The sequence below is a fragment of the Nocardiopsis metallicus genome (assembly GCF_014201115.1).
In the GTDB taxonomy this organism is placed as follows: Bacteria; Actinomycetota; Actinomycetes; order Streptosporangiales; family Streptosporangiaceae; genus Nocardiopsis; species Nocardiopsis metallicus.
In genome coordinates this window covers 2,301,257-2,323,301 of sequence record NZ_JACHDO010000001.1, presented here as the reverse complement: position 1 = coordinate 2,323,301, position 22,045 = coordinate 2,301,257, and the positions used below count along the sequence as shown (strand labels likewise).

21 protein-coding genes are annotated in these 22,045 nt (G+C 70.9%); 12 read left to right on the top strand and 9 right to left on the bottom strand.

Annotation, left to right across the window (positions count from 1 at the left end; translation table 11 throughout):
* The first annotated feature begins 161 nt into the window (after positions 1 to 161).
* From HNR07_RS09905 to HNR07_RS09850, 12 genes are all read left to right on the top strand, one after another.
* Positions 162 to 1,559 carry an ATP-binding protein gene (locus HNR07_RS09905; protein ID WP_184364518.1) on the top strand — a complete coding sequence of 466 codons (1,398 nt, stop codon included), beginning with the start codon at positions 162 to 164 and terminating at the stop codon, positions 1,557 to 1,559.
* On the top strand, positions 1,559 to 1,963 hold the full coding sequence (locus HNR07_RS09900) for a roadblock/LC7 domain-containing protein (protein ID WP_184364517.1): 405 nt from the start codon (positions 1,559 to 1,561) through the stop codon (positions 1,961 to 1,963). Before HNR07_RS09905 ends, HNR07_RS09900 begins: the two co-directional genes overlap by 1 nt.
* Positions 1,960 to 2,316, top strand: coding sequence for a DUF742 domain-containing protein (locus HNR07_RS09895; protein WP_017581210.1), 357 nt, complete (start codon positions 1,960 to 1,962; stop codon positions 2,314 to 2,316). The genes HNR07_RS09900 and HNR07_RS09895 overlap by 4 nt, the downstream gene beginning before the upstream one ends.
* Positions 2,297 to 2,911, top strand: a complete 615-nt coding sequence (locus HNR07_RS09890) for a GTP-binding protein (protein WP_184364515.1) — start codon at positions 2,297 to 2,299, stop codon at positions 2,909 to 2,911. The genes HNR07_RS09895 and HNR07_RS09890 overlap by 20 nt, the downstream gene beginning before the upstream one ends.
* Positions 2,908 to 4,122, top strand: coding sequence for a cytochrome P450 (locus tag HNR07_RS09885; RefSeq protein ID WP_184364514.1), 1,215 nt, complete (start codon positions 2,908 to 2,910; stop codon positions 4,120 to 4,122). The genes HNR07_RS09890 and HNR07_RS09885 overlap by 4 nt, the downstream gene beginning before the upstream one ends.
* Positions 4,123 to 4,227: 105 nt before the next feature.
* On the top strand, positions 4,228 to 5,472 hold the full coding sequence (locus tag HNR07_RS09880; RefSeq protein WP_184364513.1) for a cytochrome P450 family protein: 1,245 nt from the start codon (positions 4,228 to 4,230) through the stop codon (positions 5,470 to 5,472).
* A 125-nt stretch (positions 5,473 to 5,597) separates the two neighbouring features.
* Positions 5,598 to 6,815, top strand: a complete 1,218-nt coding sequence (locus tag HNR07_RS09875) for a cytochrome P450 (RefSeq protein ID WP_184364512.1) — start codon at positions 5,598 to 5,600, stop codon at positions 6,813 to 6,815.
* The gene (locus tag HNR07_RS09870; RefSeq protein WP_184364511.1) at positions 6,815 to 8,065 is read left to right on the top strand and encodes a cytochrome P450 family protein; all 1,251 of its coding nucleotides are present in this window, start codon (positions 6,815 to 6,817) and stop codon (positions 8,063 to 8,065) included. Before HNR07_RS09875 ends, HNR07_RS09870 begins: the two co-directional genes overlap by 1 nt.
* An 83-nt stretch (positions 8,066 to 8,148) precedes the next feature.
* Complete coding sequence (locus HNR07_RS09865) at positions 8,149 to 9,369, top strand: cytochrome P450 (protein ID WP_184364510.1); 1,221 nt, start codon at positions 8,149 to 8,151, stop codon at positions 9,367 to 9,369.
* A complete protein-coding gene (locus tag HNR07_RS09860; RefSeq protein ID WP_184364508.1) occupies positions 9,369 to 10,619 on the top strand; it encodes a cytochrome P450 family protein in 1,251 nt (416 codons plus the stop codon). Before HNR07_RS09865 ends, HNR07_RS09860 begins: the two co-directional genes overlap by 1 nt.
* A gap of 180 nt (positions 10,620 to 10,799) precedes the next feature.
* Positions 10,800 to 11,717: a hypothetical protein gene (locus HNR07_RS09855; RefSeq protein WP_221318767.1), complete on the top strand. Its 918-nt coding sequence runs from the start codon at positions 10,800 to 10,802 to the stop codon at positions 11,715 to 11,717.
* Positions 11,718 to 11,875: 158 nt separating this feature from the next.
* Positions 11,876 to 12,094, top strand: a complete 219-nt coding sequence (locus tag HNR07_RS09850; RefSeq protein WP_184364507.1) for a hypothetical protein — start codon at positions 11,876 to 11,878, stop codon at positions 12,092 to 12,094.
* A gap of 516 nt (positions 12,095 to 12,610) precedes the next feature.
* On the opposite strand, the gene HNR07_RS09845 is transcribed toward HNR07_RS09850, so the two are convergent.
* The 9 genes from HNR07_RS09845 to HNR07_RS09805 form a co-directional block, all read right to left on the bottom strand.
* On the bottom strand, positions 12,611 to 14,284 hold the full coding sequence (locus HNR07_RS09845; protein WP_184364506.1) for a glycoside hydrolase family 13 protein: 1,674 nt from the start codon (positions 14,282 to 14,284) through the stop codon (positions 12,611 to 12,613).
* 154 nt (positions 14,285 to 14,438) lie between these two features.
* Positions 14,439 to 15,677, bottom strand: a complete 1,239-nt coding sequence (locus tag HNR07_RS09840) for a Dyp-type peroxidase (protein WP_184364505.1) — start codon at positions 15,675 to 15,677, stop codon at positions 14,439 to 14,441.
* Positions 15,677 to 16,228, bottom strand: coding sequence for a copper chaperone PCu(A)C (locus HNR07_RS09835; protein WP_184364504.1), 552 nt, complete (start codon positions 16,226 to 16,228; stop codon positions 15,677 to 15,679). Before HNR07_RS09835 ends, HNR07_RS09840 begins: the two co-directional genes overlap by 1 nt.
* Positions 16,228 to 16,851, bottom strand: a complete 624-nt coding sequence (locus tag HNR07_RS09830) for a copper resistance CopC family protein (protein ID WP_184364502.1) — start codon at positions 16,849 to 16,851, stop codon at positions 16,228 to 16,230. Before HNR07_RS09830 ends, HNR07_RS09835 begins: the two co-directional genes overlap by 1 nt.
* 144 nt (positions 16,852 to 16,995) lie before the next feature.
* Positions 16,996 to 17,769 carry an anti-sigma factor family protein gene (locus HNR07_RS09825; protein ID WP_184364501.1) on the bottom strand — a complete coding sequence of 258 codons (774 nt, stop codon included), beginning with the start codon at positions 17,767 to 17,769 and terminating at the stop codon, positions 16,996 to 16,998.
* Positions 17,766 to 18,302: a sigma-70 family RNA polymerase sigma factor gene (locus HNR07_RS09820; RefSeq protein ID WP_184364500.1), complete on the bottom strand. Its 537-nt coding sequence runs from the start codon at positions 18,300 to 18,302 to the stop codon at positions 17,766 to 17,768. Before HNR07_RS09820 ends, HNR07_RS09825 begins: the two co-directional genes overlap by 4 nt.
* Positions 18,299 to 18,979, bottom strand: coding sequence for a YceI family protein (locus HNR07_RS09815; protein ID WP_184364498.1), 681 nt, complete (start codon positions 18,977 to 18,979; stop codon positions 18,299 to 18,301). Before HNR07_RS09815 ends, HNR07_RS09820 begins: the two co-directional genes overlap by 4 nt.
* Before the next feature lie 164 nt (positions 18,980 to 19,143).
* Positions 19,144 to 20,544 carry a nucleobase:cation symporter-2 family protein gene (locus HNR07_RS09810; protein ID WP_184364497.1) on the bottom strand — a complete coding sequence of 467 codons (1,401 nt, stop codon included), beginning with the start codon at positions 20,542 to 20,544 and terminating at the stop codon, positions 19,144 to 19,146.
* A gap of 307 nt (positions 20,545 to 20,851) precedes the next feature.
* Positions 20,852 to 22,045 carry a hypothetical protein gene (locus tag HNR07_RS09805; RefSeq protein WP_184364496.1) on the bottom strand — a complete coding sequence of 398 codons (1,194 nt, stop codon included), beginning with the start codon at positions 22,043 to 22,045 and terminating at the stop codon, positions 20,852 to 20,854.

Genomic DNA, 22,045 nt, shown 5'->3' with positions numbered 1-22,045 from the left:
GTGTACTTGATGGTATGTTGATTCGCTGTGTGAAGAAAAAGGCTGGTTGAGGATAATTTGACCGCCTATTCGACACGCCCTCGCACGTGGATTGCCGGTGCCCGTTCGGCGCGCCCTTCAGCGTGTACAAGGAGTGACGACGTGGCCGGACATGGAGCACCATGACTGACGAAACCCCCCGCCCCCGCGGAGCGCTGCCGCCGGGATCGACCACCTCACGATGGCTGCTCCTTCTGGTTCCGCTCCTTCCGGTCTGGGGCTGGGCGCTCTGGGCCACCTATCCCGACGGGCTGGCGCCGGTCCTGGTCACCGGAGGCGTCGCCCTCCTGCTGATCCTGGTCGCGGCCCTCCTCCTCGGACGCCGGGACCGCCTGCTCGCCGAACACCGGGTCCGGGCCGAGGGGGCCCGGGCCGCCACCGAGGCCTTCGCCGAGGAACACCTGCCCCGCCTGGTCGAACAGCTGCGCGCGGGTGACTCCGCGGACACCGTCCTGCACCGGATGTCCTCCGTGGACGACCCGGCCAACGCCGCCGTCCTGCGCGCCGTCGCCGAGGAGATCTCCGCCGCCGAACGCCGCCGCGCCGCCGCCATGGCCGCCTGCGCCACCGCCGCGGGCCGGGTCCAGGCGCTGACCACCACCATGCTCGCCGACCTGCGCCAGATGCAGGAGCGCTACGGCGACGGCAGCGCCGGATCCGACATCCTCGGCGACCTCATGCAGCTGGACCACACCACCGCCCAGACCGGCCGGATCGCCGACAGCATCGCCATCCTCACCGGGGCCCGTTCGGGCCGCCGCTGGGGCCGCGCCATCCCCATGGAGAGCATCCTGCGCGGGGCCATGAGCCGGATCGGCGCCTACCAGCGGGTGCGCACCCACAACGTCTCCAGCCTCGCAGTCGCCGGTTTCGCGGCCGAGGGCGTCATCCACGCGCTGGCCGAGATCCTCGACAACGCGGCCAAGTTCTCCCCGCCCACCGCCGAGGTCCACGTCCACGTGGAGGAGGTCCAGGCCGGGATCGCCGTCATGGTCGAGGACGGCGGTCTCGTCATGGGCGAGGAGGCGCTGCGCCGGGCCCGCCTCGCGGTGCGCAGCGGTCTCGACATCACCACCATCTCCGGGACGCGCCTGGGTCTGTCGGTCGTCGGTCAGCTCGCCCGCCGCTACGGTCTCGAAGTCTCCTTCCGCTCCTCCTCCAGGGGCGGTACGGCTGTGGTCCTGCTCCTGCCGCAGCGCATCATCAAACCGCTGCCCGCACCCACCGCGCCCCGGCCGACCACCGTCCCCGACAGCTCCGCTCCGGTCCCGGCGGCCTCCCCCAACGGTCCGGCCCCCACCGCTGCGTCCGCCAACACTGTCTCTCCCACCGGCACGGCACCCCTGCCCAGGTCGGAGAACGGCCTGCCGATGCGGCGCCGGGGGCGGACCCTGGCCGCGGCGGAGCGAACCCGGCCCGTCCCCGAGAACACCAGTCCCCCCACCTCGGCGAAGGGGTTCGGCGCGTTCCGCTCCGCGGTGCGCGGCGAGGGGCCCACCGACTCACCGAAGGAAACATGATGGACCTCAAGACGCTGACCTGGCTGCTCGAAGGCCTCCTGGAACGCACACCGGGCACCCGGCACGCGCTGGTGCTCTCCCGCGACGGCCTCAAACTGTGCCACAGCTCGGGACTGGGCGCCGACAGCGCCGACCACCTCGCGGCCATCGCGGCAGGAGTGCAGAGTCTGGCCCACAGCGCGTCGGTGGAGTTCGGGGACGGCCGGGGCGGGGTCCGCCAGGCGATGGCCGAGTTCTACGGCGGTCTGCTGTTCATCGTCGAAGCCGGTCACGGCACCCACCTGGCGGTCATCACCAGCGCGGAGGCCGAGCCGGGGCTGGTCGGCCACAACATGAACGAACTGGTCGAGCAGATGGGTGAGTACCTGACCACGCCGCCCCGAGCCGGGTCCGAGACGGTATGAGCCCACACCGCAGGGAGAGCCCGGACCGGCTCTACGTCATCACCTCGGGCCGCAGCAGCGGAGCCGACGACTCCCTGGACGCCGTGACACTCATCGTCGCGGAGAGCGCGCCCGCCCCCGGGATGCAGTCCGAGCACGCCGACATCCTGCGCCTGTGCGTGAGCCCCATGGCGGTGGTGGAGATCGCCGCCCACCTGCGTCTGCCGGTGACGGTCGTGCGCATCCTGCTCACCGACCTCATCGACACCGGTCGGGTGACCGCGCGTCATCCGGCCCCCGCGCCCTCGCCGGCGCATCCGCTCGCCTCACCGGACGTGTTGGAGAAGGTGCTCGTTGCACTCCACAAGCTCTGAACCCGCTCAAGCCCCCGCGCCGGTCACCCCGCTGGCCGCCAGCACCGAACAGGCCCTGAAGATCGCCGTCGTCGGCGGTTTCGGGGTCGGCAAGACCACCATGGTCCGCTCGGTCAGCGAGATCCGCCCGCTGAACACCGAGGAGACCATGACCCGGGCCGGTGCGGGCGTCGACGACCTCCACGGGGTCGAGGGAAAGCGCACCACCACCGTCGCCTTCGACTTCGGCCGCATCACCCTGGACGAGAGCTCCGTGCTCTACCTCTTCGGGGCACCGGGCCAGGAACGCTTCTGGTTCCTGTGGGACCGGCTGTTCACCGGGGCCCTGGGCGCCGTCGTGCTCGTCGACACCCGCCGCCTGGAGGACTCCTTCTACGCCATCGACCGCCTGGAGGCACAGGGGACCCCCTTCGTGGTGGCGCACAACGACTTCGGCGAGACCACGCACTCACTGGACGAGGTGCGCGCCGCCCTCGACCTGGACCCGGCCATCCCGCTGCAGCGCTGCGACGCCCGCGAGCGCGGCTCCGCCAAACAGGTCCTCATCGCGCTCGTCCACCACGTCCGTTCCCTGATCACGAAAGGCGCCCGATGAGCGGTTGCCCGGTCCGGCTGCACGGCCCGGACTTCCAAGCCGATCCAGGGAGCCTCTACGAGAAGATGCGGGCCGAGCACGGTCCGGTCGTCCCGGTCACCATGGAGGGCGACGTCCCCGCGTGGCTGGTGATCGGTTACCGGGAACTGCACCACGTCCTGAACACCCCCGGCGTGTTCGCGCGCAGCTCCAGCCGCTGGAACGCCTGGCACCTGGTCCCCCAGGACTGGCCGATGCTGCCCATGGTCATCCAGCTGCCCACGGTGCTCTACTCCGAGGGAGCCGACCACCGCCGCCGCGCCGGTGCGGTGAGCGACGCCCTGTCCGGGACCGACCTCCACGAGCTGCGCACGACCACCGCGCGGATGGCCGACCGGCTCATCGACTCCTTCTGCGCCACCACCGGCACGGACCTGCGCACCTCCTACACCGCACGGCTCCCCGCCCTCGTGCTCAGCTGGCTGTACGGATTGGACGACGTGCGCGGCGACCACCTCGCCGACAACATGAACACGATGATCGACGGCGGCCCCGACGCCATGGCGGCCCAGCAGGCCCTGATGGCCGCCATGGCCGAGCTCGTCGCCGAACGCCGCCTCAGACCCGGACCCGACGTCGTCTCCCGCCTGCTCGGCCACCCGGCCGGGTACACCGACGAGGAGGCGGTGCCCGAACTCATCGTGCTGCTGGGCGGCGGGAACCAGCCGACCGCCGAGTGGCTGGGCAACGCGCTGCGGCTGATGTTCACCGACGAACGGTTCGGCGCCTCCATCGCCGGGGCCCGCAGCAGTGTGCAGGAGGCCCTCAACGAGGTTCTGTGGGAGGACACCCCCACCCAGATCCACGCCGGACGCTACGCCGCGCACGACGTGGAGCTGGGCGGACAGTTCATCCGCCAGGGAGATCTGCTGCTCCTCGGGCTCTCCGGCGCCAACCGGGACCCCCTCGTGCGCTCCGCCGCCGCCCGGGGCGGCCACGGCAGCCAGGCCCACCTCTCCTTCTCACACGGTGCCCACCAGTGCCCTTACCCCGCCAGGGAGATCGCCGAGATCATCGCCGTCACCGGGGTGGAGGTCCTGGTGGACCGGCTCCCCGACATCGAACTGGCCATCCCCGAGTCCGAACTCCACTGGCGCCCCTCCCCGTGGGTGCGCGGGGTGGCCTCCCTGCCCGTCACGTTCACCCCGGCCGAGCCGTACGGAGCCCGTTGATCACCAGACCGGGCGCACCGGACCGGACACCGGTGGCCGTCCCCTCCGGCCTCCCCCGCATCCCCGCACCCCGCATCTCTATCCCGACCCCCGAGGAGTTCACTGATGCCCTGCCCCGTTGAGCACGGTTCCGGCGGAACCGTCACTCTGGACCCCTACGTCAAGAACCTGCGCGCCGAACGCGAGGCCCTGTACGCGGCCGGCCCGATCACCCGCGTCGAACTCCCCGGCGGCGTGACCGCCTGGGCCGCCACCCGCCACGAGGTCGCCCGCGCCACCCTCACCGACCCCCGCCTGGTCAAGGACGTCGCTCACTGGGACGACCTCCAGCAGGGGCGCATCCCTGAGGGCTGGCCGCTGCTCAGCACCATCCCGCCCACCCCCACCAACCTCCTGGGCACCGACGGCGCCGAGCACAAGCGCCTGCGCCTGCTCACCGCCAAGGCCTTCTCCGCGCGCAGCGTCGAGCGCCTGCGGCCGCGTATCCACGACCTCACCAACGACCTCCTGGACTCCCTGGAGCCCAAGGCCGGCGAGCCCCTGGACCTCAAGGGCGAGTTCGCCTTCAAGCTGCCGATGAGCGTGATCGGTGAGCTCTACGGCGTGGACGAGGCCGAACACGGCTACCTGCGCGACATGTACGTGAAGTTCTTCAGCGCGGTCACCTCGCCCGAGGAGTTCATGGAGACGTACGCGGTCCTGGAGCGCTACTACGAGGACATGATCGCGGCCAAGCGCGCCAACCCGGGCGATGACCTGACCACCGAGCTCCTCAACGCCGGGGAGGACGGGGACGCCCTCACCGACCTCGAGGTGCGTGGCACCCTCCAGGTCGTCGTGGCCGCCGGGCACGAGACCACCGTCAACCTGCTGTGCAACGCGGTGCGTGCCCTGCTGGCCCACCCCGAGCAGTTCGACCTGGTCAAGCAGGGCAAGGTCGGTTGGGACGTCGTGGTCGAGGAGACCCTGCGCTTCGACCCGCCCACCTCCAACATGGTCTTCCGCTTCGCCACCGAGGACATCGAGGTCGGCGGGCAGACCATCCGCAAGGGTGAGGCGCTGATGACCTCCTACGGCGCGATCAGCCGCGACCGCGACGAACACGGCGAGGAGCCGCACCCGGACACCTTCGACCTCACCCGTCAGAAGGGACGCCACATCTCCTTCGGCTACGGCCCGCACGTGTGCCCCGGCTCCCACCTGGCCCGCATGGAGGGACAGATCGCCCTGCCCCTGCTGTTCGAGCGCTTCCCGGACCTGAAGCTGGCCGTTCCGGACGACGAGTTGGAGAACCACCCCTCCATCGTGGTCAACAGCCTCAAGGATCTGCCGGTCCTCCTGCGCCCGTAGGCGTCGCCGGACACCCCTGGAGACGCCGGGCCCCGCATCCCCGGCATCTGCTGACCGGGCCCCGACTCGTCGAAACGAGCGGGGCCCTCACCTGACCCGACCCCCAGGCGACGGAGAAGCTACTCATGCCCAACGAACCGGTCCGGTTGCACGATCCGCGGTTCAGCACCGACCGCGGCGGTTTCCACGAGCGGATGCGCGCCGAGCACGGCCCGGTCGTCCCGATCCTGTTGGAGGGGGACATCGCCGCCTGGCTGGTGATCGGCTACACAGAGCTGCACTACGTGCTCAGCTCGCCGGAGCTGTTCGCGCGCAGCTCCTCGCGGTGGAACGGCTGGGACTGTCTACCACCGGAATCACCGCTGCAGACGGTCCTGGCTCCGCTGCCCAACATCCTCTTCGCCGAGGGGGAGGACCACCGGCGCCGCTCCAAGGCGGTCAACGACGCGCTCGACGCCGTCGACCCGCACGAGCTCAGGCGAGTGACCGCCCGGTTCGCGGACCGGCTCGTCGACGCGTTCTGCGGCGACGGCCGGGCCGAACTGCGCACCCAGTACGCCGACCCGCTGCCCAGCCTGGTCCTGGGCTGGCTCTACGGCTTCGACGACGAGGAGATCGACGTCCTTGCCAAGGCGATGAGCGTACTCTTCGACTCCTCCGGCGCGGGGGTGTTCGAGGCCTACACCGAGCTCGTCAGCCGTTTCGGTGCCGCGATCACCGAACGCCGCTCCCGACCCGGAGCGGACGTGATCTCCCGGCTGGTGAGCGACCCGATCGGATACACCGACGAACAGCTCACAGCCGAGCTCATCGCGATCCTGGGCGGCGGTGACCAGCCCACCACCGAATGGCTCGGGAACGCGCTGCGGTTGACGCTGACCGACGAGCGCTTCTCCGCCTCGATGTCCGGCGCCCGCAGCAGTGTGCGCGACGCCCTCACCGAGGTGCTCTGGGAGGACTCGCCGTCCCAGGTCAACGCGGGCCGCTTCGCCGCCCTGGACCTGGAACTGGCCGGAAAAATCATCTGCAAGGGCGACCTGGTGATGCTCGCCTACGGCGCCGCCAACCACGACCCCCGGGTCCGGGGTGCCGGACCCGGCCAGGTGGGCGCCAACCACGCCCACATGTCCTTCTCCCACGGAAAACACGCCTGCCCGCACGCGGCCCAGGGCATCGCCGAACTCATCGCGACCACCGGCATCGAGGTCCTGCTCGACCGGTTGCCCGACCTCGAACTGGCGATTCCCCCGGAGGACCTGCGCTGGCGCCCGTCCCCCTGGGCGCGGGGAGTCGTCTGCCTGCCCGTCACCTTTTCCCCAGCGACGCTTCTCGGAGAGTTCTGATGCCCTGCCCCGTGACCGGAGCCAACGACGCCGAAGTCCCCTTCCTCGACCCCTACCCGGACGACCTCCAGGCCCACCGCGAGGAGCTCTATCAGCAGGGCCCGGTCACCCCGGTCGAGCTGCCGGGCGGAGTGCGGGCCTGGGCCACCACCCACCACGCCGCGGCCAAGGCCACCCTCAACGACCCGCGCTTCGTCAAGGACCCCCACCAATGGGCCGACTTCCAGAACGGGAAGGTCTCCCAGGACTGGCCGTACATGGGTGTGCTCACCTTCGACGGCATCAACATGCTCGGCCTGGACGGCGCCCCGCACCGGCGGATGCGCCGACTCACCGCCCACCCCTTCTCGGCCCGCCGGGTGGAGCGGCTGCGCCCGCACATCGAGCGGATCACCGACGAGTACCTGGACGCCCTCGACAAGCGCGCACACGAGCCCCTGGACCTGAAGAAGGAGTTCTCCTTCCGGGTGCCGATCACCGTCATCGGCGAGCTCTACGGGGTGCCGGAGGAGGAGTACGACAAGCTCGGCGACCTGTACGCCCCGTTGTTCTTCGTCGACACCGACCCGGGGGAGCACCTCGACCTCTACGCGCAGATCTACCAGTACTTCACCGAGCTGGTCGCGCGCAAGAAGGCCGATCTGGACGCGCACGACGACTTCACCACCGACCTGCTCAGGTCCACGGGGGAGGGCGAGGAGCCGCTCACCGAGGGGGAGGTCATCGTGACCCTGCTGATGGTGGTGGCCGCCGGGCACGAGACCACGGTCAACCTCATCAACAACGTTGTCCGGGCCCTGCTCAACCACCCTGAGGAGCACGCCCGGCTCCGCGCGGGCGAGCTCACCTGGGAGCAGGTGATCGAGGAGACCCTCCGCTACAACCCGCCCAACAACGCGATCCTCTTCCGGTTCGCCACCGAGGACGTGCCCATGGGCGAGGTGACCATCAGCAAGGGCGACGCCCTGGTCACGCACTACGGCGCCATCACCAAGGACCGCGAGGAGTACGGCGAGGACGTGCACGTCTTCGACCCGAGCCGTACCAAGGGCCGTCACATCAGCTTCGGCTACGGCCCGCACATGTGCCCGGGGGCTCCGCTGGCACGCCTGGAGGCGGGCATCGTGCTCCGCAAGCTCTTCGCCCGCTTCCCCGACCTGCGACTGGCCGTCCCGGACCGGGAACTGGAGAACGAGGCGGCGCTCATCGTCAACAGCCTCAAGGAGTTCCCGGTCCTCCTGCGCCCGTAGACATCCACCGGCCGCGGCCGCCCCGGGGCGTGCTCCGAGCGACCGTCCAAAGCCCTGGCCCCCAGTTGACGGAGAAGCCACCGATGCCCAACGAACCGGTCCGGCTGTACGGTCCGGACTTCCAGTCCGACCCCGCCGGACTCTTCGAGAGCATGCGCTCGGCCCATGGCCCGGTCGTGCGCGTGTTCCTGGACGGAGACGTCCCCGCCTGGCTGGTGCTGGGCTACCGGGAGCTCCACCGCGTACTGAGCGCTCCGGAGACCTTCGGCAACGACTCCCGGAGGTGGAACGGCTGGGAGGCGGTGCCTCAGGACTGGCCGCTCATGCCCCTGGTCTTTCCGGTCCCCAACATCCAGCAGGCGGAGGGGGAGCAGCACCGGCGGCACGCCCGGGTGGTCGACGACGCCCTGAACGGGGTGGAACCCTACGAGCTGCGCCGGGTGATCACCCGGATCGCGGACCGGCTGATCGACTCCTTCTGCGCCTCGGGCCGGGCGGACCTGAGACCGATGTACGCCCACCGGCTCCCGGCCCTGGTCCTGTGCTGGACGTGTGGTGTGGACGATGACGACCGGGGCGACGAGTTCACCGCCATGATCACCGCCATGCTCGACGCCGGGGCCGACTCCCAGCAGGCCTACACGGACCTGAGCGCGGCTCTGCACGGGCTGGCGCTGGAGCGCCGGGCCAAACCCGGGGCGGACGTGGTGTCCCGGATGCTCGCGCACCCGGCCGGGTACAGCGACGAGGAGCTCGTCGTCGACCTGCTGGCCATCATCGCCGCCGGTCAGCAGACCACCGCCGACTGGATCGGCAACGCGCTTCGGCTGATGCTCACCGACAGCCGCTTCTCCGCTTCCATGACCGGGGCCCGCAGCAGTGCCGGAGAGGCGCTGTCCCAGGTCCTCTGGGAGGACAGCCCCTGCCAGATCCACGCGGGCCGGTACGCCGTGCACGACGTTGAGCTGGGCGGTCAGCTCCTGCGCAAGGGCGACCTGGTGCTCCTGAGCCTGGCAGCCGGCAACCGCGACCCGCGGATGCGCCCGGACGGCAGTACCACCGGCGAACGCGGAAACAAGGCCCACCTTTCCTTCTCCCACGGCGAGCACCGGTGCCCCTACCCGGCCCAGGACATCGGGGAGACCATCGCCACCACGGGGATCGAGGTCCTGCTGGACCGGCTCCCCGACGTCGAACTGGCCATCCCGGCGCAGGATCTGCGCTGGCGCCCCTCCCCGTGGGTCCGGGGCGTCGCCTCCCTACCGGTCACCTTCACCCCCACCCTCCCCCCAGGAGCGCTCTGATGCCCTGCCCCGTCACGCACGCCGACAACCCCGACGACGTCACGGTCATCCACCCCGTGATCGATGACCTGCCCGCCGAGCGCGAACGCCTCTACCGGGCCGGACCCGTCGCCCGGGTCGAACTGCCCGGAGGGGTGAGGGCCTGGGCCACCACCCACCACGACGTCACCCGGGCCAGCCTCAACGACCCCCGCCTGGTCAAGGACGCCGCACACTGGGCCGACTTCCAGGCCGGGCGGATCCCGGAGGGCTGGCCGATGCTACTGACCATCCCCATGGGCACCGACGACATGCTCGGCCTGGACGGCGCACCGCACAAGAGGCTGCGCGACCATATCGCCAAGCCGTTCTCGGCGCGCCGGGTGGAACGGCTGCGCCCGAGAGTCGAGGAGCTCACCGCCGAGGCGCTCGACCGCCTGGAGGCCAAGGCCGACCAGCCCCTCGACTTGAAGGCGGAGTTCACCTTCCCCATCCCGATCGGGGTCGTCGGCGAACTCTACGGGGTCGACCCGAGCCATTTCCCCTACCTCGGCGATTTGTGCACCGCGCTCTTCGACTCCACCAACACCGCGCAGCAATTCGGTGAGACCTACGGGGCCCTCCAGGGCTTCTTCGCCGACGTGGTCGCCGCCAAGAAGGCCGCACCGGGCGATGACATGACCACCGACCTGTTCGGTGAGGGGCCGGACGGTGACCGCCTCACCGACGGCGAGGTCCAGAGGATTCTCCTGAGCGTCATCGTGGCCGGGCACGAGACCACCGTGAACCTGCTCAACAGCGCGGTGCGCGCCCTGCTCAAGCACCCCGAGGTGCTCGATGGGGTCAAGAGGGGCGAGATCGGCTGGGACGCGGTGGTCGAGGAGACCCTGCGCTACGACCCGCCCAACATCTCGATGCTGTTCCGCTTCGCCACCGAGGACATCGAGATCGGCGGGACGACCCTCCGCAAGGGAGAGGCACTCATGACCCACTACGCCGCGGCGACCCTGGACCGGGACCAGTACGGCGAGGACGTGCACGTCTTCGACCCGACGCGGACCAAGGGCCGCCACATCTCCTTCGGCTACGGTCCGCACGTGTGCCCGGGCGCGCCCCTGTCCCGACTGGAGGCGGGCGTCATCCTGCCGATGCTCTTCGAACGCTTCCCGGACATGACCCTGGCGGTCGACGACGGGGACCTGGAGCTCAACCCCTCGCTCCTGGTCAACAGCCTCAAGGACTTCCCGGTCACCCTGCTCCCGCAGAACTAGCCGTGGAACTTCCGGGCCGCTTCCGAAACCCCGGTTTCGGAAGCGGCCCCGGACTGTGTGCGGGTCATGTGGTGACAAGGGGGCCCAAGGAAATGTTCAAAACCATCTGAAATAGGATTATCCGCCCAATTCCACCCTAAAATCGACAGCCTGGGTGTCGTGTCGAGGGGGTGTGGGGGCATGTCGAAACCGACCGCGATCGCCGCCGCCGTCCTGTTGTTCCTCGTGAGCGCCTGCGGCCTGCCCGAGCCGGGCGAGATCCTGCCGACCGCCGACGACCAGCAGACCTCCTCCGAGCGGCAGGACCAGGCCGAGGAGAGCCCCGTCCCCGGCGCGGAGGAACCCGTCAGCAGCCCGGCCCCGGACCCGGCCTCGCCCCCAACGGAACCGGAACCGACCGGCCCACCCGAGGAACCCGAAGCACCGGAGCCCGCCGCCGAAGAGGAGGTGCCCGGCGAGGCAGCCGAGTACATGGCCGCCCTCGCCGCCGCCGACGACCCCGAGCGGATGCGCGAAGGGCTGAGCCTGACCGCCGAGGACTCCACCGCCCACACCTACCTGCGCCACTTCGTCCAGGTGTTCAGTGCCTGGGACAGCGCCGGGCACACCTACCCCGGCTCCTCACTGACCCCCACCGAAGAGGGCTTCGAACTCTGCCAGGAGGAAGCCGAAGGACCGGCCTGCGCCGACTTCACCCGTTTCACCGCCGAGGACGGCCTGATCACCGGCTTCCTGGTCAACGGCGCGGACCCGGGCAAACGCCTGGTCTCCGGAAGCGGGGTCGCGGCCAGCTCCGAGGGCGTGGACGTCCACCTGCTCACTGCCTACCAGGGCGTCACCGACGACGTCCTGGTCGTCACCGCCGAGTTCACCACGGTCGACAGCGTCGACCTCGACCTGTTCGGCGCCACCTACACCGCCCCGGACGGCCGTGAGTACCGGGCCGAGGAGGCTGTGGGGGAGTACGACCTGGACGCCGGAGCCGCCACCCAGACCGCACTGTTCTTCACCGGCCCCGAGATCGGTGGGGACCTGTCCGTGACCGGCTGCCTCGAGGAGTGCTTCGCCCTGGTCGACCTGGACTTCCCCGTGAAGTAGGGCGGATCCACTCTCAGGAGGTACGAATCTGAGCATTCCAAAGATTGTGGTCGGATCCCGCGTCATGCCCCGGGCACGGGCCCGTATCCCAGCTGAAAGGCCTGGTCCCGCCCCTGAGGGCGGACGCCGAGCCCCCTCGTAGACAAGGAGATCCGGACATGATGGCACCCGCTTCCGAGGCTTTCGAGCAGAGCCCCGCCTCCGCCAGCGGTTCGGCGACCGGACCAGCGCGGCCCGCGGGCACCGCGAAGAACCCGGCCACGCAGCCCTTCGCCCGCACCGACCACGCACGGCTCAGACTCACCTTCTCCCACCTGCGCCGCCTGACCGACCTCAGAGGCGAGACCACCCGCGACCGCTCCGAACAGTCCGAATAGCGCGTGCCGCGGCGGGCCGCCCCACTCACCGGCGGCCAGCCCCCTGTGCCGCGATCCGGGTGGGTGGAAACGTGCCTGCCCGTCCAGCAGCGCGATGTGAACGAACTGGGTTTCCACAACGCGCTGCCCGGCCCTGGGGCGCAGGGCCGCTGCGCCATCCCTGGCCGGGATCGGGGCGTCCGGCCCGCTGACCCGAGAACAGATCGAGGCCGCCCACCGTTCCTGAAGGAGACCCTCCGCTACTACGAACGCCGGGGGCTCCTGGACGAACCCGAACGCGGCCCCGGCGGGCCTCGTCTCTACGACGGCGGGGCGGTGCGGACCCCGCGGGTAGTCAAGGCGGTGCAGCGCCTGCTGCCCGTCGCCCTTCGCCGAGATCGCTTCCAGGAGGACCGAGACATGAGCGGCCTCCATGGCCCGCGTGACTTCGGACTCGTTCGCGGTGACACAAGACCGGCCTCAGACAGGAGAGGGGAGGGGCGCCTGCGGGCACCCCTCCGTGTGTCTTCCCGGTCCCTAGGGCCGCAGCCACACCGTGGTGTCACCGGGTAGGCGCCCACCCGTCAGCGGCGCGCTCGACAGCAGGACCTCGCCCTCCGGCAGATCGACCGGCAGGTCACCGAAGTTGGTCACGCACAGCCACCCGCCCGGCCGGCGGAACGCCAGCACCCGCCCGGCCCCGGTCTCCACCCACTCCAGGGAACCCTCGCTCCGAAGACCGCGCCGCAGCTCCAGCGCCCTTCGGTACAGGTTCAGCGTGGACCCCTGGTCCTCCTCCTGCACCGAAACCGCGTAGTGGGCGAACCACGAGGGCTGGGGCAGGTGCGCCTGCCCCGGCCCGAACCCCAAGGACGGTCCCTGCGCGGTCCACGGAATCGGCACCCGGCAGCCGTCCCGGCCCACCGAGACCTCGCGGCCGCGGAAGAAGGCGGGATCCTGCCGGGCCCCGTCCGGGATCTCGGCCACCTCGTGCAGGCCCAGCTCCTCACCCTGGTACAGATAGGCGCTGCCGGGCAGGGCGAGCTTGAACAGCGTGGCCGCGCGTGCCCGCCGCAGCCCCGCCGCGGCGTCCAGTACCGGCTCACGCCCGCCGTTCAGCAGCCACCGGACCCCGATCCGGCCCTCGCCCCTCACCGAGTGCGGAAGCCCGTAGCGCGTGGCGTGGCGCACGACGTCGTGGTTGGACAGCACCCAGGTGCAGGAGGACCCGGCCTTTCGAGCCGACTCGAGGTTGAAGGTGACGATCTCCCTGAACTCCCCGGCGTCGAAGTTCGCCTCCAGCAGGTCGAAGTTGAACGCCTGCCCCAGACCACGCGGGCTGGCGTAGCGCGCCCGCCGCTCCGGTGCCATCCACGCCTCGGCGACACCGAAACGCGGCGGGTCGTACTCGTCGAAGACCCCGCGCCAGGCCTCGTAGACCTCGTGCACCTCGTCCCGGTCCAGGAGGGGATGGTGTCCGTCCTGGGGTGTCGCGTCCAGTTCGGCCTGGCTGGGCAGCTTCTCCGGCAGATTCTTGACGAGCCCGTTGGCGACGTCGACCCGGAAACCGTGCACCCCGCGGTCGGACCAGAACCGCAGCGTCCGCAGGAAGTCCTCGCGCACCTGCGGATGGTCCCAGTTCAGATCAGGTTGCTCCCTGGCGAAGGTGTGCAGGTACCACTGACCGTCGGGGACCCGCGTCCAGGCAGGCCCCCCGAAGGCCGACGTCCAGTCCGCCGGAGGCAGGGAACCGTCGGGCCCGTCGCCCTCCCGGAAGATGTAGCGGTCCCGCGCGGGGGAGCCCGGTGGCGCGGCCAACGCCTCCCGGAACCACGCGTGCCGGTCCGAGGAGTGGTTGGGCACGATGTCCACGACGAGCTTGATCCCGGCGGCGGAGAGCGCCGCCGCCATGGCGTCGAAGTCGTCCAGGCTGCCGATCCTGGGGTCCACGTCACGGTAGTCGTCCACGTCATAGCCCCCGTCGGCCAGCGCCGAGGGGTAGAACGGGCTCAGCCAGACGGCGTCCACACCCAGGTCCCGCAGATAGGGCCCCCGCGAGGTGATCCCCCGCAGGTCCCCGATCCCGTTGCCGTCGGCGTCGGCGAACGAGCGCGGGTAGATCTGGTAGACGGCGGCCTGGCGCCACCAGTCGGGGTCGACGGCGAGCTCCGCTGGCAGACCGCTCTCACCGGGGGCGGTACGGAAGGTCAACGGGGTCCCCTTCGGGTCGGTGTTCGGAAGACCTGATGGTCCCTGCCGGAGTTGTTCCATCCGGCGCGCCGCCGAACACCTGAACCCGTTGGTCGATCAGGGAGGCGAGAGGACCGTCGCGACGGTTGCGTGCTCCCGTCAGGGGCCCAGGGCCTCAGCGGTCGAACAACGTCTCGCCCACGAACCCCCCCTCGGCGCACCCCGGCGGAACGGCGAAGACCGCCGAGCCGATGTGGGTGATCCACTCGTTGAGCAGGTCGAGCTGGTCCAGGCGGCGCTGGATCGGCACGAACTGGCGGTCCGGGTCTCGCTGGTAGCAGACGAACAGCAGCCCCGCGTCATCTCCGTGCGCGCCCCCGCCCACCGACTCGTAGTTGTAGGCGCGGCGGAAGATCCGTTCGTCGGGGTCCTCCGAACGCGCGCGGCGGATGTGGGCGTACTCGGCGATCACCGGGAAGCCGAGCGGGGTCACCGCGTCCAGATCAGGTTCGTCGTGCTCCTCCGCACCGGTGAGCGGGGCGCCGTTGTCCAGGCGGCGCCCCACCGAGTCCTCCCGGCCCGGCCGGTCCAGCCGGTCCCACCCGTCCAGGTCCATGGAGATCCGGCGCAGCACCACGGCGGTGCCGCCCCGGAGCCAGCCGGGGCCTTCAGCGCCACACCACACCAGCGGATCGAAGTCCGGATCGTTCGCCTCCGGGTTGACGGTGCCGTCGACCTGGCCCATGAGGTTGCGCATGGTGGTCCCCGCCGGCTCCGTGCCGTGGGAGCGCCGGAAGCCCTCCTGGGACCAGCGCACGGAACCGAAGGCCCGCACGTCCTTGAGCAGCATGCGCGCCGCGTGCGAGAGCGTCAGCGTGTCGTCGCAGCACACCTGGAGCAGGAGGTCGCCGTGGGACCAGCGGTCCTCCAACCGGTCGGTGTCGAAGGCGGGCAGTGGACCCAGCCACGCGGGCACCGCGTCCGGGTCCACCCGTTCGACCAGGCCGGGGCCGAACCCCAGGGTGACGGTCAGCCCGGCGGGGGCGAGGGCGAGCTCGGGTTCGGTGTCGGCCAGCGCCGCCCTGCCCTGGGTCAGCCGGGCGGCGTCGTCGGAGAGCAGGGACAGCAGCCGCCGCACCCCGTCGGCGTCGACCTCCTCGCGCAGGTCGACGCCGATGAACCGGGCGTTGGCCTGGGGCGGGGTCGCGATCCCCGCCTGGTGCGCACCGTGGAAGGGGTGGGTGCGTCCGCCGTGCACCGGGTCCGCCTCCGCTGCTTCCCCGGATGCGGAACGCAGCGACCGGACCAGGGCGTCGGTACCGGTCAGGGCCACCGCACCGGCCCCGGCGGCGGCCGCCCCGCCCAGGAGCACGCGCCTACGGGAGGGCCCGGGGCCCTGTTCGTCGGTGCTCATCAGTGGTCCCCGTGGTAGCTCTCGTTGGCCCCCTCGAAGTCCTTCACCGGGGCGGTGAACTCGTGCGTGGAGCCGTCGTCGAACTCCAGGGTCACGGTCACCTCCGCGCCGGGTTCCAGGTCCTGGTCGAGCCCCATGAACATGATGTGGTCGGCACCCGGGGAGAGTTCGTGCTCGCTTCCCGCGGGCACGGTGAACCCGCCGTCCTTCTCCCGCATGAGCATGTTGCCGTCGTCGCCGCTGACCACCTCGTGGAGTTCGATCAGTTCGCAGACCCCGTCGGCCCGGGCAGCGACCAGGACGGCGTCCTGGTCGCCCTCGTTGCCGAGGACGCCGAATGCGGCGGTCATCCCGTCGTCGGCGTCGGCGGCCTTGACCCAGGGGTCGGTGACGGTGACCAGGTCGGCCTGGAGCGCGGCCTGTTCGATCCCGGTGTCGTCGCCGTCCGCCGCGGGCCCGGTCGAAGCACAGCCGCTGAGGGCCAGGGCGGCAGCAGTGGCCAGAGGAAGAAGGCGCAGCGGAAGAAGGTACGAACGCGCGGAGGTGGTCATCAGTGGGAGTCCTTGTCGGTAGTGGTGGAGACTGTGCGGGTACTGCCAGCCGTGTGTTGTCGACGCCGCAGGCGCAGCGCGGCGAGGTAGAGGAGGAGGCCACCCAGGGCCCCGACCAGGGCCAGAACAGCGGTCCGCGGAACAAGGTCCGCGACCGGCCCGGAAGCGACCGGTTCCGGTGCGGGGGAGCTCTCTCCAGGGTCCCCTTCGGGGACCGCGTCCAGGGGCGGAGGCGGCGGCCCGCCCTCGCCCACCTCGAACGTGAACGTTCCGCTGATCGGGTGGCCGTCACTGGAGACCACCCGCCAGCGCACCGCGTAGCCGCCCTCGGCGATCTCCCCGGGCAGCCCGACGCTGACGTCATGGCCCCGCACCAGCGGTTCGGTGGTGTGCACGGACTCGGCCCGGGAGTCCAGGACCAGCACGGCCGTGGACATGTCCATCACCTCGCCGCTGAAGGTGAGCACGACCTCCTCGGGCGCGGACCGCAGGCTCTGGCCGTCCTCGGGGGCCGAGGCGACCAGGGCGTCGTGGGCCCGGGCCGGTGCCGGGACCAGGGCCGCTGCCAGCGCCGGAACCAGGATCGCGGCGGTGGCTGACAGGGCGCGGGCGAACACACCCATGAACCCCCTCCTTGCTGTGGTGACGCAACGGTGGTCACCACGAGAAGTCGTTCGCCGGGCCCTGGGGGTTCCCACGGGTTCTGGATTTTCTCCCTACTGAGGAGGGGGCCGCCGACCCGTGTCGGCGGCCCCCTCCAACGCGGTTCACACCTGACCCGAGGCCAGCGTGTAGTCCGCACCCTCCAACCCGATCTCGACGCTGTCGATCCGCTCCAAGGGCAGGGCGGAGGAGGCACCCAACCCGGTGGAGGTCTCGCTGTCGGTCCACGACCACGTCGCGGCGACCGACCGCTGCCCGTCATCGTCGATGAGCACGAGTGTGTAGACGTCCTCCTCCTGCCAACCCCGCCCGTTCCCGTGCTCTTCGGCCACGGGGTAGTCACAGGTCCAGTCGAACCGGGTGCCCCAGGCCGTGGGAGTGATGACCAACGACGCCCGGATCTCGGTCTGGCCGGTCGGCAGCAGTTCGACGGAGGCCGGGGCGCTGATCGCCTGCGGGGCGTCGGCACCCCCTGGACCGGCCGGGGAGGCGGCCCGACCCACCGCCCATCCGCCCGCTCCGGCCACGAGAACGACCCCGGCGGCCACGGTGGCGAACAGGGCGCGAACGCGGGACCGGCGGCGCCGCGCCGCGTCGGCGACCCGCGAGAGCGGTGGCGCCGATGTACCGGGAGCGCCGTGCTGTCCGCCCGGTTCGGTGTCCTCGGGCCCAGTGCCCCTGCTCTCCCCGGTGATGGATACGGCCTGGTCGAACGGGACCGTGCCCAGCAGGCCGGGCATTCCGGCCATCTCGGTCACCGCGCTCCGGCACTCGGCGCAGACCGCCAGGTGTCGCTCGAACTCACGTCGCTCCTCCGGGTCCAGCACCCCCAGCACATAGGCGGCGTCCCACTCGCGGTACCGGTCCTCGGAGGTCATGACGTGACTCCCTTCTCCTGTAGGGCCAGCCGCATGGCTCGCAGCGCGTAGTGCAGCCGGGATTTCACCGTTCCGGCGGGTACCCCCAGCTCCGCGGCGAGTTCGCGCACCGACCGGCCGCGGTAGTAGGCACCCACCACCACGGCCCGGTGTTCGTCGGACAGACCCGTGAGCGCGTCCGCGACCAGCCACGAGTCCAGTACCGACCGGCTGCCGTCGGCCTGCGCGCCCTCGGGCGGATCCCCGGTCGTGAGTTCACGGGACCGGCGGGCGCTGCGCATCTCGTCGATGACGAGGTTGCGGGCGACCGTGTACAGCCACGGGCGGACCTGGTCCTCGCCTCGCGCCATGACCTCAGGGTGGCGCCAGGCGCGCAGCAGGGTCTCCTGGACCACGTCCTGGGCCAGGGGGAGGTCGCCGGACAGCCGCAGCACGAAACGGTACAGCCGGTCGGCGTACCTCGCGTGCAGGGCGCGCAGCAGGTCGTCGGAGGGGGCGGCGCCCAGACCTCGGAGGCGGTGGTCGTCGGTCATTGTTCTCGGACGAGGTCGAGGAGGAACTCGACCGCGCCCTCGTCCTCGACGGTCACGAAACCGAGGTCGGGGGCATCGACACCGAAGTCCGCGAAGGCGATGGGGATGCTTCCGGCGACCTGGGCCCCGGTGTCGGTGACGCCTACCCGCGCTTCGAGCGTCACCGGCTGGGCGACGCCACGGATCGTGAGGTCCCCGGACAGCGCCACACTGTCGTCCCCGGGCGTGAGCTCCACCGGATCGGTCAGAGCGAACTCCGAGGTCGGGTACGTCCCGACGTCCAACGCGCTGTCGCGGAAGTACCCGTCCCTGGCCGACTCGTCCGTGGTGACACTCGCCATGTCCACGGTGACCGTGGCCGCGGTGATCGAGCCTTCGGCCACGGTCACTGTGCCCTGGACCTCGGGGGTGCGTCCGGTCACGGTCACCTCCTGGCCGTTCAGGATCTCGTCCACGCGGTACCCGGCGTAGGAGGCGCCTTCCGCCACCGTCCACGTGCCCTCGAAGTCCGCCGCGTCGAGGTCTGCGGTGTCCCCCGAACCCTCGATGACGGGCGCGTCCTGAACCCGTTGTTCGGCGCGCTCCGCGTACAGGCGCGGGCCCAGGGCGAAGGCGGCCCCCGCCAGAACCACCACCGCCGCGCCCGATCCCAGCGCGATCTTCGCTCCTGTTCGCATGTGTCCCTCACCTCGGTCGTCCACCGGCCGCCGCGGAACCGGGCGGCCTCTTCACCCCAGGGAACGGGACAGGGGGCCGAGCGGTTCAACGGTTTGGGCAGACAAAAAAGGGGCGCCCCCGGCCGGGTGATCGGCCAGGGGCGCCCCCGGGACTCCGCGGTCTCCTACCTCCGGTCGGCCGGTTCGTCCTGCGCGGGTACCGATCCCTCGCCACCGAAGCCCAGGACGTTGAAGAACACGTTGAGCAGCAGCGCCGAGGCGGTCGCGGTGACCACGCCCGAGTGCAGGATCATCGCGGCCCAGTCCGGGAAGGGAGCGAAGAAGTCGGGGGAGGCGATCGACAGGACGCCGAACCCGAGCGAGACCGCGACGATCACGATGTTCTGGTTGCCCTCGTAGTCCACCCTGCCCAGGGTCTGGATTCCGGCGGCCGCCACCGAGCCGAACAGCACCAGCCCGGCACCGCCCAGGACGGGGGAGGGGATCATCGCCACGACCCGGCCCAGAATCGGGAACAGGCCCATGGCGACCAGGAAGACCGCACCGGCCGCCACCACGTAGCGGCTCTTCACCTTGTTCAGGGCGATCAACCCGATGTTCTGGCTGAACGTGCTCCCGGGGAAGGAGTTCAGCAGCGGACCGATGACCGCGGTGGCGGCGTCGGCGCGCAGGCCGTCGGCCAGACGGCGCCCGTCCACCTTGCTGCCCACGACCGCGCCCACGGCCAGGATGTCGGCCATGCCCTCGGCCAGGATCACGATCATCATGATGCACATCGTGATGATCGCGGCGATCTGGAACTCCGGCGGACCGAAGTAGAAGGGCGTGGGCAGGGAGAAGACCGGACCCTCGCCGACCGCACCGAAGTCGACCTCGCCCAGGGCGGCGGCGAGCAGGGTCCCCAGCAGCAGGCCGAGGAGGATGGCGGAGCGGCCCCAGACCCCGCGCAGGACCTTGGACAGCACCAGGATGATCACCAGCGTGGCTCCGCCGAGCAGCAGCCCGGTGTCGCTGGGGACGCCGGTCTCGCTGTTCCCGGTGATCCAGCCGACCGCGACCGGGATCAGTACGAGACCGAGCACGGTGATCACGCTGCCGGTGACGACCGGAGGGAAGAACCGGATCAGGCCGGCCATCACCGGCGCGATGAGGATGCCGAAGAGCCCGGCGACGATGGAGGCGCCGAAGACGGCGGGCAGGCCGCTGGACTCGCTGATGGAGGTCATCGCGGTGATCGGGATGAACGAGGCGCCGATGACCAGCGGCATGCGCATGCCGAACCGCCACACGCCGAGCGTCTGCAGCAGCGTCATCAGGCCGCTGACCAGTAGCGCCGCGCTGATGATGAGGCCGGTCTCCACCGGATCCAGGCCCACCGCCGCGGCCATGATCAGCGGCGGGGTGATGACCCCGGCGTACAGCGCGAGGATGTGCTGGATGCCGTAGGTGGCCATGAGCCGCAGGGGCGGTCGTTCGTCCTCGGGGCGCTCGCCGACGGCGGGGCCCGGGTCCTGCGGGCCGGTGCCCTCGGAAGCGGGGTCCGAACCGCCCTTGGGGAACTTCATCGTGGTGGGGCCTTCCGGAGTCGTTCGAGCAAGCCCACAAATCATCGGATGATCCGAATCCACACGCAAACTCAGGGCATTCACTTGGAGGAACGCACCAATGCGCATGGGGGTGTCTTGGTCACTCCCCGAGATCGCACGAGGGTGTGAGCGGTTTCGGAGGTGAATCTTGAACCGCCGCCCCGTGGGGCGTTCCGGGGCCCGGCGGGGCTCCCGGACACACCGTAGGGCCCGGCCGCGCAATGATCCGCGCGCGGGCCCTACGTGACGAACAACGCTCTCCGGCGAGAGCTCCGGGCCATGCCGACTACCCCCGGAGCTCACCTCGCAGGATCCGGGCGGCCAGGTCCGGGGCCAGCGTTCCGTACCCGGTCGCCGCCCACACGCTCCGCTCCGCGGGCACCGCGAAGTACGGCATCGGCCGCGGCCCGGAGGAGTCCATGACCGCCTCCGGGTTCCGGTGCTCACGGATCGCACGCCGACAGGTGCGGCAGGCCAGGAGCCTGACCGAGGCGAACGAGGCGGGCGCCCGCCAGCGCACGTGGGCCGTGCCCTCGACGTGCCGTGGGTCGAAGAAGCAGTGGCCGGGGCTGGCCTTCCCGTCCAGGGCGGCCTCACACCGGTCCAACAGCACCTTCACCCCCACCAGGTCGGACATGTCGTCGACGCTGTCCATGACCCTGGCGGCGGCCTCATAGGCCTCCAACGCGACCCGAACCCGTTCGCCACCGCCCTGTTGTTCCGCCACCCGCCGCCCGCAGTCGGTGAGGCGCACGGTCAGCTCGTCGCGCTTGACCTCGCGCTGCGTGGTGTCGACGGTGTCGAGCACCGCCTCACTGAGCGGCACGACCCGGATCGGTCGCCGCGACCGGCGGCGTACCCCCCACACGACCAGTGCGGTCAGAGCCACGACCCCGGCGATCCCCGCACCCCAGAGCACGACCGTGACCGCGGCCGCTGACGGCCCCGAGGAGGCTTCCGGCATGGCTCGGTAGGCCTCGGCGGTCGCCCCGTCCTCCTTGAGCAGGTCGATGGCGAAGCGCAGGCGTTCGGAAAGGGCGGACCGGGCCAGTCCGGGGTGGTCGTTGGCTACCGCGGCGGCCATCCGGGCGACGCCCAGACCGTCCACCGTCTCGGGGTCCATACCGCTCTGGGCGCCGTGGACGGTGGACATGTCGGTGCCCACCACCAGGTAGTAGCCCTCCTGGTCCCGGTGGTCGGCCAGACCCTGAGCCTTGGCCTGGATGCCCTCCTCCCAGGGCTCGATGACCAGGAAGACGGGGACCCTGGGGCGTTTGAGGGTCATGCCCAGGTCGCGCTCCTCCCTGATGGAGAACTCGCTCCGGAGTTCGGGGCTGACATAGGTCGGCCCCGTGGCCAGGACGTGCACGATCCGCTCGGACTGTTCCCCGTTCCAGGCGTTGCCGGCCGCGGCGGGTGCGGTCCAGGACATCAGGGCGAGGAGTGTCAGCGTCACCGCCGCCACCAGGGTGCGTGTCAT

Coding starts and splice junctions, on each gene's coding strand:
- HNR07_RS09835 (WP_184364504.1), bottom strand. CDS start 16,228: ATGACCACCTCCGCGCGTTCGTACCTTCTTCCGCTGCGCCTTCTTCCT.
- HNR07_RS09850 (WP_184364507.1), top strand. CDS start 11,876: ATGATGGCACCCGCTTCCGAGGCTTTCGAGCAGAGCCCCGCCTCCGCC.
- HNR07_RS09900 (WP_184364517.1), top strand. CDS start 1,559: ATGGACCTCAAGACGCTGACCTGGCTGCTCGAAGGCCTCCTGGAACGC.
- HNR07_RS09855 (WP_221318767.1), top strand. CDS start 10,800: ATGTCGAAACCGACCGCGATCGCCGCCGCCGTCCTGTTGTTCCTCGTG.
- HNR07_RS09830 (WP_184364502.1), bottom strand. CDS start 16,851: ATGGGTGTGTTCGCCCGCGCCCTGTCAGCCACCGCCGCGATCCTGGTT.
- HNR07_RS09815 (WP_184364498.1), bottom strand. CDS start 18,979: ATGCGAACAGGAGCGAAGATCGCGCTGGGATCGGGCGCGGCGGTGGTG.
- HNR07_RS09810 (WP_184364497.1), bottom strand. CDS start 20,544: ATGAAGTTCCCCAAGGGCGGTTCGGACCCCGCTTCCGAGGGCACCGGC.
- HNR07_RS09805 (WP_184364496.1), bottom strand. CDS start 22,045: ATGACACGCACCCTGGTGGCGGCGGTGACGCTGACACTCCTCGCCCTG.
- HNR07_RS09825 (WP_184364501.1), bottom strand. CDS start 17,769: ATGACCTCCGAGGACCGGTACCGCGAGTGGGACGCCGCCTATGTGCTG.
- HNR07_RS09880 (WP_184364513.1), top strand. CDS start 4,228: ATGCCCTGCCCCGTTGAGCACGGTTCCGGCGGAACCGTCACTCTGGAC.
- HNR07_RS09865 (WP_184364510.1), top strand. CDS start 8,149: ATGCCCAACGAACCGGTCCGGCTGTACGGTCCGGACTTCCAGTCCGAC.
- HNR07_RS09895 (WP_017581210.1), top strand. CDS start 1,960: ATGAGCCCACACCGCAGGGAGAGCCCGGACCGGCTCTACGTCATCACC.
- HNR07_RS09905 (WP_184364518.1), top strand. CDS start 162: ATGACTGACGAAACCCCCCGCCCCCGCGGAGCGCTGCCGCCGGGATCG.
- HNR07_RS09875 (WP_184364512.1), top strand. CDS start 5,598: ATGCCCAACGAACCGGTCCGGTTGCACGATCCGCGGTTCAGCACCGAC.
- HNR07_RS09840 (WP_184364505.1), bottom strand. CDS start 15,677: ATGAGCACCGACGAACAGGGCCCCGGGCCCTCCCGTAGGCGCGTGCTC.
- HNR07_RS09885 (WP_184364514.1), top strand. CDS start 2,908: ATGAGCGGTTGCCCGGTCCGGCTGCACGGCCCGGACTTCCAAGCCGAT.
- HNR07_RS09870 (WP_184364511.1), top strand. CDS start 6,815: ATGCCCTGCCCCGTGACCGGAGCCAACGACGCCGAAGTCCCCTTCCTC.
- HNR07_RS09820 (WP_184364500.1), bottom strand. CDS start 18,302: ATGACCGACGACCACCGCCTCCGAGGTCTGGGCGCCGCCCCCTCCGAC.
- HNR07_RS09860 (WP_184364508.1), top strand. CDS start 9,369: ATGCCCTGCCCCGTCACGCACGCCGACAACCCCGACGACGTCACGGTC.